12 protein-coding genes are annotated in these 13,426 nt (G+C 51.9%); all 12 read right to left on the bottom strand.

The window, feature by feature from the left end; genetic code table 11:
• Positions 1-12 precede the first annotated feature (12 nt).
• Positions 13-1,392, bottom strand: a complete 1,380-nt coding sequence (locus ACP26N_RS02540; RefSeq protein ID WP_131504453.1) for a TrkH family potassium uptake protein — start codon at positions 1,390-1,392, stop codon at positions 13-15.
• A gap of 39 nt (positions 1,393-1,431) precedes the next feature.
• Positions 1,432-1,746: a YerC/YecD family TrpR-related protein gene (locus tag ACP26N_RS02535; protein WP_012369366.1), complete on the bottom strand. Its 315-nt coding sequence runs from the start codon at positions 1,744-1,746 to the stop codon at positions 1,432-1,434.
• Positions 1,747-1,813: 67 nt separating this feature from the next.
• Positions 1,814-3,553, bottom strand: a complete 1,740-nt coding sequence (locus ACP26N_RS02530; protein WP_426354703.1) for an adenine deaminase C-terminal domain-containing protein — start codon at positions 3,551-3,553, stop codon at positions 1,814-1,816.
• Between the two features lie 218 nt (positions 3,554-3,771).
• Complete coding sequence (purD, locus tag ACP26N_RS02525) at positions 3,772-5,028, bottom strand: phosphoribosylamine--glycine ligase (protein ID WP_426354702.1); 1,257 nt, start codon at positions 5,026-5,028, stop codon at positions 3,772-3,774.
• A 15-nt stretch (positions 5,029-5,043) separates the two neighbouring features.
• The gene (purH, locus tag ACP26N_RS02520) at positions 5,044-6,564 is read right to left on the bottom strand and encodes a bifunctional phosphoribosylaminoimidazolecarboxamide formyltransferase/IMP cyclohydrolase (protein WP_426354701.1); all 1,521 of its coding nucleotides are present in this window, start codon (positions 6,562-6,564) and stop codon (positions 5,044-5,046) included.
• On the bottom strand, positions 6,561-7,136 hold the full coding sequence (gene purN, locus ACP26N_RS02515; RefSeq protein WP_131504449.1) for a phosphoribosylglycinamide formyltransferase: 576 nt from the start codon (positions 7,134-7,136) through the stop codon (positions 6,561-6,563). The genes purH and purN overlap by 4 nt, the downstream gene beginning before the upstream one ends.
• A complete protein-coding gene (gene purM / locus ACP26N_RS02510) occupies positions 7,133-8,167 on the bottom strand; it encodes a phosphoribosylformylglycinamidine cyclo-ligase (protein WP_131504448.1) in 1,035 nt (344 codons plus the stop codon). The genes purN and purM overlap by 4 nt, the downstream gene beginning before the upstream one ends.
• Positions 8,168-8,186: 19 nt before the next feature.
• Positions 8,187-9,596 carry an amidophosphoribosyltransferase gene (gene purF / locus ACP26N_RS02505; protein WP_131973685.1) on the bottom strand — a complete coding sequence of 470 codons (1,410 nt, stop codon included), beginning with the start codon at positions 9,594-9,596 and terminating at the stop codon, positions 8,187-8,189.
• Complete coding sequence (gene purL, locus ACP26N_RS02500; protein WP_426354699.1) at positions 9,572-11,791, bottom strand: phosphoribosylformylglycinamidine synthase subunit PurL; 2,220 nt, start codon at positions 11,789-11,791, stop codon at positions 9,572-9,574. The genes purF and purL overlap by 25 nt, the downstream gene beginning before the upstream one ends.
• The gene (purQ, locus tag ACP26N_RS02495; RefSeq protein ID WP_131504446.1) at positions 11,772-12,455 is read right to left on the bottom strand and encodes a phosphoribosylformylglycinamidine synthase subunit PurQ; all 684 of its coding nucleotides are present in this window, start codon (positions 12,453-12,455) and stop codon (positions 11,772-11,774) included. The genes purL and purQ overlap by 20 nt, the downstream gene beginning before the upstream one ends.
• Positions 12,452-12,700: a phosphoribosylformylglycinamidine synthase subunit PurS gene (gene purS, locus ACP26N_RS02490; protein ID WP_131504445.1), complete on the bottom strand. Its 249-nt coding sequence runs from the start codon at positions 12,698-12,700 to the stop codon at positions 12,452-12,454. The genes purQ and purS overlap by 4 nt, the downstream gene beginning before the upstream one ends.
• Positions 12,697-13,404, bottom strand: coding sequence for a phosphoribosylaminoimidazolesuccinocarboxamide synthase (gene purC, locus ACP26N_RS02485; RefSeq protein WP_131504444.1), 708 nt, complete (start codon positions 13,402-13,404; stop codon positions 12,697-12,699). The genes purS and purC overlap by 4 nt, the downstream gene beginning before the upstream one ends.
• Positions 13,405-13,426: the final 22 nt, after the last annotated feature.

Below are 13,426 nucleotides of genomic sequence, written 5' to 3'. Positions count from 1 at the left end.
GTCACAACCTCCTTAACCGATGATGACTGATTCTTTCGGATAATTGTAATTCCGTTTTGGTTGATTCGCCTTCAGCAACAGGACAAACGAAATAACACCAATCCGTCCGATGAACATCAGGACGGATAAGGTCCATTTGCCGACATCGGATAACTCATTTGTAATTCCAAGCGACAATCCGGTAGTTCCGAACGCGGAACAGGCTTCAAAAAACAGCACGAGGAACGGGGCATCTTCAAAGATCAGCAGGACAATCAGTCCAATCATCGTTACACCGGTCGAAACGACGATGACGACAAAGGCTTTCCAAATGTCCGACTGTCCGATCTCGCGTCCAAAAATCTTGATGCCGTATTCGCCGCGAATAAAGGCGATGACACTGAGGACGGCGACGGCAAATGTCGTCGTCCGAATCCCTCCCCCAACGGAGGACGGCGACGCTCCGATGAACATCAGAATTGACAAGACAAAAATCGAGGCTTGCGAGAACGACGTAATATCGACCGTCGTCAGTCCGCCGTTTCGGGTCGTCACCGATTGGAACAAGGCATCGACCATTTTTTCATTGACCGGCAATCCTTTAAACGATTGATTCCACTCAAACAGCAGCAGACTGACCGTTCCGAATAAAACCAGGATGAAGAACGTCGATGCGGTTAATTTCGTGAATAATGAAAAGTGATACGGTTGACGGGTCGCTTGACGGGTCGCCCGATACGAGATGTACCGACGGACTTCAACGAGGACCGGGAAACCGATCGCACCAAGCGTCAGCAGTAAAATCTGCATAAAGACGACAAATAAATCTCCCCGAAACGGAAGGAGGGATTCTCCGGTAATGTCGAACCCGGCATTGGTCGTCGCGCTGACCGAACCAAACAATCCTTGCAGCATCGCTTCGCCGAGCGTCGGAAAATATTTCGTATAATACAAACCTAAAATAAGAGCACCGATGATTTCAATTGACAGGATGATGATGATGACTTCCCGAATGTATTTGACGACCCCTTGCATCGTCGTCTGGTTCTGGTCACGGACAACCAGTTGCCGCTCCCGAAAGCCAATCCGTTTGCCGAGGATGACCCACATCGCGATATGCAGGGACATCAATCCGATCCCGCTGACCTGTACGAGAATCATGATCATGAAGTAACCGAACGTCGTGAACGTGTCCGAGACGGAGACTGTCGTCAATCCGGTCACGCTGACACAACTGACGGCCATGAAGACAAGATCCGTGAAATCCCAGTCGTAATTGCCCTGTGTCGACCAGGGTAACCCCAGTAAAATGACGCCGATGATGACGGCTACAAAATAAATAATGACGAGTGACTGGATCGGCGTCAGTTTTCGAATGAAATGTTGCAGTTTTTGTTGATACGCTAAGTCCATCAGGCTTCGTCCTCCTTCACAGAAATAGCGGATAACCGGTTAGTTATCCGCTACTTCCTCTTCTACGAGACCTAATCGTGCGAGTGCTAAGTCATAGCCACCGGAACCGTAATTCAGACAACGTTTCACACGCGAAATCGTTGCTGTCGAAGCACCTGTCGCCTTTTCGATTTTATGATACGTGTTACCTTCGCGTAACTGACGGGCGACTTCAAGACGTTGTGCCAATGCCTGGATCTCATTGACCGTCGCTAAGTCTTCAAACAGCGTATAACAATCTTCTAATGAATCCATCTTCATGATGGCTGTAAATAATTGATCGAGTTCTTTTCCACGCAATTTATCGAGTTGCATCGTCTAACTCCCTTTCCCATGTGTTGCTCTTTAACAGTTTAAAGTGCGACGTTTTAAATTTCAAGCGTCAGCGTAAAATTGCCGGGAAAAGTACTTTTTTCCGTAACACTTCATAGATGCCTTGCGGCGTAATCCGGACATACGGCAAATGGGTCGACGCGAGGAACAAGAGCGTATAAATCGGGTCTTCATACTGATAGCCGCGTGCGAATAACGCTTCCCGCAGTGCCGTCTCCTGCACAATCAAATCTTCCAGCGGTAAATCGGATGTCTGCCCCATTAAGGTCAACGGAACTTCTGCGATTACTTCCCCGGCATCGACAAGGACGACACCACCGCCGAATGATTTCATCCGGTCAAAGGCAATCTGCATGTCCCGCTTCGATTTTCCGATCAACAGGATATCGCCGCTGATCGAATACGAACTGACGAGCCCGCCGACGTGTGTCGCAAAGTTTTTCAAGACCGTATTCAGACGCCATTTGCCCTCCCGGTCAATCAGCATCAAGAAGGACTCATCGCATCCGGCAGGCAAGACTTGCATGCTTGTATCGTGTTCGACCTGATACAGCTTCATGATGACCGAATTGACCATCTCAAGACCAACCGGCATGCTGAAGGAAAAGTCCTGTTCGGTTAACTCAATCCCGACTTGCGAAGCCGGCATCAAATCCATCGCCCGGTCCAGCGCTTCGACCGGATAACACGGAATATCATTTCTCCGGACCCAGGTGCCGCGGGCTACGACATCGACCGGTGTCGGCTTATCTTTCGCTTCAAGGATGTTTAAATGCGCAATTCGTCCGGGTGCGATACTGCCGAGCAGATGATCGAGGTTAAAGTGACGCGCTGCATTATAAGACGCAATCCGGTAAGCTTCTTCCGGAGCAATCCCTGCAGCAAGCATCAATCGGATCGTCTCATCCATCAATCCGGCTTTATAAAAGGAAGGTGTCGATCCGTCCGTCGTCACCAGCACTTTTTCATAATTTTGCAGTCCGGCTTCGACGAGACCGGCAAAGATATCCGGTAGATCCGGGCGAATCGAGGAGTAGCGGATGGTCGTCGTATAACCGAGTTCGAGGCGGGTCAAGGCTTCTTCGACCGTCATCGCTTCATGATCACTCGTCACGCCGAACAATGCCATTTTCGTCAGGGTCTTGGCGGAAGCACCGGGAAAATGTCCTTCAATCGGCTTGCCGAGTTTCATCGCATCCTGCATCCATTGCAACAGCTCGTCGTCGCCTTGCGACAGTCGCGGCCAGCCCGTTAATTCACCGGCTTGGATGACTTGTGGATGTTTCAGCCACGCTTGAATCCGTCGGTTATCAATCGTGATGCTGTCGGCATCCAGTTCTGTTTGAGCATCCAGTCGCGCCCACCAGTACATCGATGTTGGAAGGTCTGCCAGTGCGTCGACCTGCGCAAACGCTTGCTCCGTCGGCTCTAATAAAAGCAGCATATTATCGTTGACGAGTGTCGTCGTTCCGCGCTCTGCCGCAAATTTTGCAAGTGTCGCCGGATTATACAATTGGAACGGATGGGCATGCGGTTCGATGTAACCCGGGACGATGAATTTTCCCGTCGCATCGTAGACTTCATCCGCCGTTTCCGGCATGTCCGGTCCGACGTAGATAATCCGGTCGCCGCTGATCCAAATGTTGGCTGTCCGCCATGTTTTGAGTCCTTGATTTAAGTACGTCGCATTTTCAATCACGAGTGTAGGTGCAAGCTTTCCGTTGATGACCGCTTGATGCGTGCGGACTTCTGTTTTCGTCCATGGGGACCGTCCACAATTTTTTTTCATGAAAGCTCGACCTCCTTTATATTTGAAAACGCTTTCTTATATTTCTTATACTAAAATGTTACCGGAAAAGTTTCAAGCTTATTCGTCGTCAATTCGAGTCATTTCGCCAAAATAACACAAAACTGCCATGGAAGACAAGTCATGTTCTGCCGTACCCGTCAAAAAAGCCGGCCCTCTCACACTGATGTGAGCAGAACCGGCTTATGGAAAGCAAGAAATTATGTCGTGCGAAATGCTTTTTTGGCGATATCCGTCCGGTAAAAGAAGCCGGTCCGGTCAAATGAATCAAGTCCGCTGTAAACGCTCGCTACGGCCTGCTTCATGTCTTTTGCCTTCGCCACACAGACGAGGACACGTCCTCCGGCCGAAAGAATCACATCATCATCCCCTGCGGCCGTGCCCGCGTGGAAGACAAGGAGATTTGACCCGATTGTATCTGCTGGGACAGGCTGACCCGTAACCGGTTGTTCCGGATAACCGTTCGCCGCGATGACGACACCAATGACCGCTTCATCCGACCAGGCGACTTCCGGAATGTCACCCTGCATCAATGGCATGATGACGTCAAGCAGCTCCGTTTCAAGCCGCGGCAAAATTACTTCTGTTTCCGGATCACCGAAACGGGCGTTGAACTCAATGACGGATGGTCCGCGACTTGTTAACATCAGACCCGCGTATAAGAAGCCGGTAAACGGAATCCCTTCGCTTGCCATCTGCTCGACAAGCGGACGGAGGACACGTTGCATCGCTTCTTCCGTCACGGCCTGTTCGTCAAATTGCGGCAAGGGACTGTACGCCCCCATTCCGCCTGTATTCGGGCCGGAGTCCCCGTCAAAAGCCCGTTTATGATCTTGCGACAGGACCATCGGAATGACGGTTTCTTCATGTACGAAAGCCATCAGCGAACATTCTTCACCGACGAGACATTCTTCAATCACGACACTGCTCTGCTGACCGAAATCGCCGCCAAAAATTTCGTCAATCGCTTGAACAGCCTGTTCAATCGTCGTCGCAACCGTGACACCTTTCCCTGCTGCCAGTCCGTCCGCTTTGACGACGATCGGTGCACCCTGCCGACGGATGTAAGCAGTCGCTTCAGCCGCTGATGTAAAGACGGCATGGTCCGCCGTCGGGATACCGGCCCGGTCCATCAAAGCTTTCGCAAATTGTTTACTGCCTTCAATCGCTGCTGCTTCGCGGGACGGTCCGAAAATCTTTAGGCCGGCTGCTTGAAACGCATTGACGATTCCGAGCACAAGCGGTCCTTCTGGTCCGACAATCGTCCAGTCGATCTGCTCTTCCCGTGCGAACTGAACCAATTCTTCAATCGCGTCTTCCCGGATCGACACACAGACCGCTTCCGTCATCCCGACGTTGCCGGGTGCTGCATACACTGTCTCGATCCGGACATCCTGTGCCAATTTCCATACGAGCGCATGCTCGCGTCCACCTTTACCGACTACTAATACTTTCATTCGGCTCGCCTCCGCTTAGTGTTTAAAATGACGCACGTTCGTAAAGATCATCGTGATGCCGTGTTTGTTGCAGGCATCGATTGATTCCTGATCACGGATTGATCCGCCCGGTTGGATGATGGCTGTAATCCCGGCCGCTGCTGCTGCTTCGACCGTATCGTCCATCGGGAAGAACGCATCCGAGCCCATTGCAGCCCCAATCGCTTTCTCGCCGGCTTGCGTAATCGCGATATTCGCTGAACCGACACGATTCATCTGTCCGGCACCGACGCCGACCGTCACTTCATCTTTCGCGATGACGATGGCATTCGATTTCACGTGTTTGACGGCACGCCAAGCGAGTTTTAAGTCTTCCCATTCAGCGGCTGTCGGTTTCCGGTCTGTCACGACACGTGCTGACGCGTCATCGAGTGTCTCATCGTCACTGTCCTGAACAAGCATCCCGCCGGCAACTGCCGTATAGCGGATTGCTTGAACCCGTTTGACATCCAGTTCCAGTAACCGGAGATTTTTCTTCGCCGACAGTAACGCAAATGCGTCTTCCGTAAAGGATGGAGCAATAATGATTTCAAGGAAAATACCGCTCAGTTGTTCCGCTGTCGCGAGATCGACTTCCCGGTTCAAGGCGACGATTCCGCCGAAAATCGAAACTGGATCCGCTGCATGCGCACGACGGAACGCTTCATCAATCGTCGGACCGACGGCGACGCCGCATGGATTCATGTGTTTGACGACAACGGCTGCCGCTTCGCGGAACTCATCAAGAATCTCCAGTGCTGCATTGGCATCCTGGATATTGTTATAAGACAATTCTTTCCCATGGAGCTGTTTCGCGGATGCGAGTGAAGCCCCGCGGTAGATCGGGGTTTTGTAGAAGGCAGCCTCCTGGTGCGGGTTTTCTCCGTACCGTAAGTCCTGCACTTTTTCGAGCGTAATCGTCAATTGATCGGGGAACTTTTCACCCGTCTGTGTCAGGAAGTAATCGGCAATCAACGCATCGTACGCCGCTGTGTGACGGAATGCTTTGGCTGCCAGCTTTTGACGGGTTTCGAATGTCGTTCCGCCCAGATGAATTTCCTCGATGACCGCCTGATAATCGGCCGGGTCGACGACAACCGTCACGGCGGCATGATTTTTGGCAGCCGAACGGATCATGCTCGGTCCACCGATATCGATGTTCTCGATCGCATCGGCATACGAGACATCTTCATTCATGACCGTTTCTTTAAACGGATAGAGGTTGACGACCACAAAATCAATCGGTTTGATCTGTTGTTCCGCCATCTGTTCGCGATGACTTTCAAGGTCTCGGCGTCCGAGCAGTCCACCGTGAACCATCGGATGGAGGGTCTTGACCCGACCGTCGAGCATTTCCGGGAATTGTGTGACTTCACTGATGCCAATGACCGGAAGTCCTGCTGCTTCAAGGGCTTGATGTGTCCCGCCTGTCGAAATCAATTCGATCCCTGCTTCATGCATCGCTTGTCCCAGTTCGACGATACCTGTTTTGTCTGATACGCTGATTAACGCTCTCATACGTTTGCCTCCTCTTTCATCCACTCTTCGATGACTTGCGGGTACAATCCGTGCTCCACCTGCTGAATCGCCTGTTGGAGCGTTTCCCGTGTCATATCCTCTGTGATCCGAACCGCTTCTTGTGCGATGATCGGTCCTGTATCCATACCTTCATCGACTATATGAATTGTAACACCTGTGATTTTGACTCCGCCACGAAATGCTTGACCGATCGCATCTTTTCCCGGAAACGCCGGGAGCAGTGACGGATGGATGTTGACGATTCGTCCGGCATAATGCGACAGCAGGACATCTCCAATCAACCGCATGTATCCGGCTAAGATGATCCGCTCCACATTTCTCCGTTGTAACTCAGAAACGATTTCCCGCTCGAACGTTGGTTTATCCGGATACTCCTTGGCTGTAAACACAAACACATCACAATTACGTGCGCGTGCCCGTTCAATCACTTTCGCTTGTTTTTGATCACAGACGACGAGTTCAATCGTAGCGTGCAGACGTCCTTCTTCAATCGCTTCGAACAATGCTTCGACATTACTGCCACTTCCCGAGGCAAAACAGGCGATTTTCATTGATCGACTCCATGGATGCGGACGCCCGGCTCACCCGTGACTGTCCCGATTGTGTAGACCGTCTCATTTTCACGGGCAAGACGTGCCGTAACGGCATCGACATCTTCCGGTTTGACGATCATCATGTAGCCGATTCCCATGTTGAAGACGTTGTACATATCGTGACGCGGCACGTTTCCGGCTTGTTCGAGCCAATCGAAGACCGGTAACGTCGGCCATTTTTTCGGGTCAAACGTCGCACCGCATCCTTCAGGAAGAACACGCGGCACGTTTTCGTAAAAACCGCCGCCCGTAATATGGACCATCGCCTGAATTTTTTCTGTCTCAAGGGCCGCTTTGACCGCTTCGACGTAAATCCGGGTCGGCATCAGTAATGTATTGCCGATCGTACTGCCGAACATCATCAGCTCATCTTCATACCGCAGACCGCTTTCAGCGACGATTTTTCGAACGAGTGAGAAGCCGTTCGAATGGACACCGGATGAAGCGAGACCGAGAATGACATCTCCCGGTTGAACGTGTTCTCCTGTGATCAATTTTTGTTTTTCGACGGCACCGACGGCAAAGCCGGCAATATCATACTCACCGTCTGCATACATCCCCGGCATCTCGGCCGTTTCCCCGCCGATCAGGGTACAACCGGATTGGACACAGCCTTCCGCAACACCGGCGACAATCCGCTCGATTTTTGCCGGAATAGCTTTCCCGAGGGCGATGTAATCGAGGAAATAAAGAGGTTCTGCGCCTTGGACAATGATGTCATTGACACACATCGCGACACAATCAATCCCGATCGTATCGTGCTGGTCGAGGGCGAAAGCAAGCTTCAGCTTGGTGCCGACGCCATCCGTCCCGCTGACGAGAACCGGTTCTTTCAGATTCAATTGGCTGAGGTCGAACATTGCACCGAAACTGCCGAGTCCCGTCATGACTTCTTTGCGCATCGAGCGGGCCACGTGTTTTTTCATTCGAGAAACGGATTCGTATCCTGCCGTCAGGCTGACACCTGCTGCTTCGTATTGTTTACTCATGCTTTGTTCCCCCATCTGTTCAAAGTTTAGCTTCTAATTCCAACGTACCGATCGGCGTTGGATATTCGCCTGTGAAACAAGCCGTACATTGACCTTTTAACGGTCCTTCAAATGGTCGGTCGATCGCATTGACCATTCCGTTGACTGTCAGGAACTCGAGCGAATCGGCTCCGATTTCCCGGCAAATCTCGTCGGGTGTCAACCGGGCGGAAATCAATTCATCTTTGGAAGATGTATCGATGCCGTAATAACACGGATTGGTGATCGGCGGTGCCGTGATCCGGACATGAACTTCCGTTGCCCCTGCTTCCCGTAACAGTCCGACGATGCGACGGCTCGTCGTTCCGCGAACGATGGAATCATCAACCATGATGACCCGTTTACCGTTAACGACTCCCCGCAGCGCCGATAGTTTCATTTTGACACCGCGTTCGCGCAATTCTTGCGACGGTTGAATGAACGTCCGACCGACATAACGGTTTTTGATCAAACCCATTTCATACGGAATGCCGCTCGCTTCCGCGTACCCGATGGCTGCCGAAATACTCGAATCCGGCACACCGGTGACGACGTCTGCTTCGACCGGTGCTTCTTCGAACATCTTTTTGCCAAGTGCTTTTCGTGCCGTGTGGACGTTGACCCCATCAATCATCGAATCGGGACGGGAAAAGTAAATGTATTCCATCGAACACATCGCCCGCTCATGTGGTTCCATATACTGACGTGATGACATGCCGGACGTTGTGATCGTTACGAGCTCCCCCGGCTCGATATCACGGATGAACTCGGCACCGACGATGTCAAAGGCACATGTCTCGGATGAAAAGACGATGCCGCCGTCCGGTGTTTTACCGAGCGACAACGGCCGCAGACCGTGTGGATCGACCGCAACATACAATGTATCTTCCGTTAAGAACAGGAAGGCGAATGCACCGACGAGCCGGGCCAGACTATCGGCAATCCGGTCTTCAAGCGTCGGTAACTTACTCCGTTTGACGAGGTGGGCAACGACTTCCGTATCACTCGTCGTTTGGAAAATCGCCCCTTCCGCTTCAAGTAAGTGTTTTAACGAATCGGCATTGACGAGGTTTCCGTTGTGCGCCAGCGCCAAGTCGCCCGTTCGTGATTTAAAATGGAGCGGTTGTGTATTCTCGAGCGTATTTCCCCCGGCTGTCGAATAACGGACATGTCCAATGGCATGGTGCCCTGATAAGGAATCAAGCGTCTCCTGCGAAAAAACTTCCGTGACGAGCCCTTGTCCCCGGTGCGGCAGAAGCAGTTTCCCGTCACTCGCGACGATTCCTGCTCCTTCCTGTCCCCGGTGTTGGAGGCTGTGGAGTCCGTAGTACGCTAGCTGCGCCGCTTCCGGTTGTCCGAAAATCCCGAACACCCCACACTCTTCGTTTAATCCTTTGATGTCATATAACACGCGATCGCCCCTTCCCAGTCGGCTTGCAGTGTTGAACGTGTCGCTTCGATGAATGTATCGTTTGTCTTAATTTGCAAAGCATCTTGATTGGTAACGTATCCTAATTTATACGCTCCTGTCTGCTTGACGAAGGCTGCTTCCTGTTCCGGCTTCACCGTCACGACGAAACGTGATTGCGATTCACTGAACAGGTGCAGGGCTGGTCCGTCAAATATCACGTCAAGACCAAGCGTCGTCCCGAATGTCATCTCGGCTAAGGCAACGGCGAGACCACCTTCTGCCACGTCATGGATCGCCGTGACAAGTCCCGCTTGAACCGCCGCTTGCAAGGCGAGTAACCGTTCTTGTTCGACGGCTAAGTCAATGTGCGGTGCTTTGCCGAATGATTTTTCGAATTGCAGGTATTGCAGTTCACTGCCGCCGAATTCCGCTGTCGTCTCTCCGAGTAGGTAGACAGCGTCGCCTGCTTGCTTGACGTGTTGTGTCGTAATCCACTCCGTTTGTTCGTGGAGACCGACCATCCCGACGACCGGCGTCGGATGAACTGCTTTTCCGGCAGATTCGTTGTATAAGGAAACATTCCCGCCGATGACCGGCGTCTCGAGCACACGACACGCTTCGGCCATTCCGGCCGTCGCTTGCTGAAGTTGCCAGAAGCCTTCCGGTTTATCCGGATTCCCGAAGTTCAGGCAGTCGGTAATCGCCAGTGGTGTCGCACCACTCGCAACGATGTTGCGGGCTGCTTCGGCGACGGCAATCTGTCCGCCGACAAACGGATCGAGGTAAACGAACCGGCTGTTGCAGTCGGTTGTCATCGCGAGTGCTTTGTTCGTTCCGCGAACCCGGATGACGGCTGCATCAGACCCCGGTGCGACGACCGTTGACGTCTGAACCATATGATCGTATTGATCGTAGACCCAACGTTTTGAAGCAATCGTCGGCTGTTTGAGCAAGGCCCGCCATGTTTCAACAGCATCTTCGACGACCGGTAACGTTTCATCCATTGCTTGGAACTCTTCATAATAAGCCGGGACACGGGATGGTTTGTTATAAACCGGTGCTTCTTCCGCGAGTGCATCGACCGGTACTTCAGCGACAATCTTACCGTGGTGAACGAGACGAAGCACTTTCTCGTCGATAACTTCTCCGACATGCACCGCATGGAGTCCCCATTTGCTGACGATGGCTTCGATCTCTGCTTCGCGTCCGCGTTCGACGACGAGCAACATCCGTTCCTGTGATTCCGATAACATCATTTCATAAGCTGTCATCCCGGTTTCGCGCTGAGGGACGTCATCAAGATGCATCTCGATGCCCATACCGGCTTTCGAAGCCATCTCGGCTGACGAGGACGTCAGTCCGGCGGCGCCCATATCCTGCATCCCGACAAGTGCCGGATGACCGACGATTTCAAGACAGGCTTCAATCAACAACTTCTCCATGAACGGATCTCCTACCTGAACGGCCGGACGTTTCGCTTCGGTATCTTCCCCAAGATCTTCTGAAGCAAAAGTCGCTCCGTGAATGCCGTCACGACCGGTTGCTGCACCGACGTACATGACCGAGTTACCGGCGCCTTTTGCGAGACCCTTTTGAATGTCTTCGTGGTTGATCAAGCCGATACACATCGCATTAACGAGCGGGTTGCCTTCATACGAATGATCAAATCCGACTTCTCCTCCGATGGTCGGAATCCCGACACAGTTCCCGTACCCGGCGATTCCAGCGACCACCTGTTCAAACAGTTGATTGACACGCGGCGTCCCGAGATGACCGAACCGAAGTGAATTCATCAACGCGACTGGACGGGCTCCCATCGAGAAGATATCACGGATGATGCCACCGACACCGGTTGCTGCACCTTGATACGGTTCAACGGCTGATGGATGATTGTGGCTCTCGATTTTAAAGACAACGGCTTGATTGTCACCAATGTCGACGACACCTGCTCCTTCACCGGGACCTTGCAGGACGCGTGGACCTGTCGTCGGAAACTGGCGTAAGACTGGCTTCGACGTTTTATATGAACAATGTTCCGACCACATGACGGAAAACAAGCCGATTTCCGTATAGTTCGGTTGGCGTCCGAGTAAGTTGACGACCATCTCGTATTCTGCGTCACTAAGTCCCATTGTTGCGTAGATCCGTTGTTCCTGAATTTGCTCCATCGTTGGTTCAGACTGTTGTTTTAACATGGTGTGCCCCCTGTTTGACGAGTGAAGTGAATAACTTAAGTCCATCCGTTCCGCCGGTCAGCAGCTCGACTGCCCGTTCTGGGTGCGGCATCATGCCGAGGACGTTCCCGGCTTTGTTCGTGATGCCGGCGATGTCGCCGCGTGATCCGTTCGGGTTATCCGTATACGTAAAGGCAATTTGACGGTTCGTCTGTAGCATCGCGTATGTGGCGTCATCGCAGTAGTAGTTGCCTTCTCCGTGTGCGATGGGAATCGTTATCGTTTCCTGCGCAGCATAGTCTGATGTAAAGCGTGTCTCGTTGTTTTCGACCTTCAGTTCAACCGTGCGGCACATGAACTTCAGTCCCGTGTTGCGGTGTAAGACACCCGGGAGAAGTCCGGCTTCAACAAGAATCTGGAACCCGTTGCAGACGCCGAGAACCGTTTTGCCTTCTGCCGCAAAGCGTTTTACCTCTTCCATGATCGGTGAGAATTGAGCAATCGCTCCACACCGGAGATAGTCCCCGTAAGAAAAGCCGCCCGGCAACAAGACGCCGTCATATCCTTCGAGAGACGTTTCCGTATGGAAGACGTATTCCGCTTCTTCACCAAGCGCATCTTTCACAGCATGATACATATCTAGATCACAGTTAGATCCGGGAAAAACGATAACGGCAAACTTCATGCGGTCGTCACCTCTTCTACATCAAAACGATAATCCTCCATCACAGTATTAACGAGCAGCTTCTGACACATCTCATGAATCATCGCGTCTGTCGTTTCATCCGCAACGAGCAACTCGATCCGTTTACCGATCCGCACTTCTTCGACACCCCCAAAACCAAGCTGAACAAGACCGCCTTTAACCGCAACACCTTGTGGATCTAAAATACTTTCCCGTAATGCGACTGCTACTGTAACCTTTTTCATTGTCCGTTTCCCCCTAGGCGATTGAATAGTGTTTGGTACGTGTCGATGAGTGATCCGATATTACGGCGAAAGACATCTTTATCGAGATGTTCGCCTGTTTCCTTATCCCATAACCGGCATGTATCCGGTGAGATCTCGTCTGCGAGTAAAATCTCGCCAGCCGGTGTTTTACCGTATTCGAGTTTAAAATCAATCAATGTGATTCCTTTTTCATCAAAGTAAGGACGTAAGACATCGTTGACACGGTTGGCTTCCTGTTCAAGCAAGGAAAGCTCCTCTGTAGTCGCAATCTTCAGTAAATTGATGTGTGCCGGTGTGACAAGCGGATCGCCTAAGCTGTCATCTTTATAATAAAACTCGACGATCGGTGTTTCGAGAACCGTTCCTTCTTCGATGCCCAGCCGTTTACTCAGGCTGCCGGCGACGACGTTTCGAACGACGACTTCCAGTGGAATGATCGTGACACGACGTACGAGCTGTTCGCGCTCCGATGTCCGTTCAATGAAGTGTGTCGGAATTCCTGCCGCTGCGAGGACCTCAAAAAAGTGGCTCGTTAAGCGGTTGTTCAGTTCTCCCTTACCGGCAAACTCTGCCTTCTTCTCTCCATTAAATGCCGTAGCTTCGTCTTTGTAGACGATGCGGAGCACATCCTGATCCTGCGTCGTGTATAATCGTTTTGCTTTTCCTTCATAAAGTGGTTGCATCGATTTCGTCCCCCATGATCCT

The sequence above is a fragment of the Exiguobacterium sp. R-39 genome, from assembly GCF_049942815.1.
Lineage (GTDB): Bacteria > Bacillota > Bacilli > Exiguobacteriales > Exiguobacteriaceae > Exiguobacterium_A.
This window is presented reverse-complemented; position numbering and strand designations above follow the sequence as displayed.

Excerpts from the sequence above, each read along its gene's own strand:
- ACP26N_RS02540 (WP_131504453.1), bottom strand. The coding sequence starts at position 1,392 with ATGGACTTAGCGTATCAACAAAAACTGCAACATTTCATTCGAAAACTG.
- ACP26N_RS02535 (WP_012369366.1), bottom strand. The coding sequence starts at position 1,746 with ATGCAACTCGATAAATTGCGTGGAAAAGAACTCGATCAATTATTTACA.
- ACP26N_RS02530 (WP_426354703.1), bottom strand. The coding sequence starts at position 3,553 with ATGAAAAAAAATTGTGGACGGTCCCCATGGACGAAAACAGAAGTCCGC.
- purD (WP_426354702.1), bottom strand. The coding sequence starts at position 5,028 with ATGAAAGTATTAGTAGTCGGTAAAGGTGGACGCGAGCATGCGCTCGTA.
- purH (WP_426354701.1), bottom strand. The coding sequence starts at position 6,564 with ATGAGAGCGTTAATCAGCGTATCAGACAAAACAGGTATCGTCGAACTG.
- purN (WP_131504449.1), bottom strand. The coding sequence starts at position 7,136 with ATGAAAATCGCCTGTTTTGCCTCGGGAAGTGGCAGTAATGTCGAAGCA.
- purM (WP_131504448.1), bottom strand. The coding sequence starts at position 8,167 with ATGAGTAAACAATACGAAGCAGCAGGTGTCAGCCTGACGGCAGGATAC.
- purL (WP_426354699.1), bottom strand. The coding sequence starts at position 11,791 with ATGTTAAAACAACAGTCTGAACCAACGATGGAGCAAATTCAGGAACAA.
- purQ (WP_131504446.1), bottom strand. The coding sequence starts at position 12,455 with ATGAAGTTTGCCGTTATCGTTTTTCCCGGATCTAACTGTGATCTAGAT.
- purS (WP_131504445.1), bottom strand. The coding sequence starts at position 12,700 with ATGAAAAAGGTTACAGTAGCAGTCGCATTACGGGAAAGTATTTTAGAT.
- purC (WP_131504444.1), bottom strand. The coding sequence starts at position 13,404 with ATGCAACCACTTTATGAAGGAAAAGCAAAACGATTATACACGACGCAG.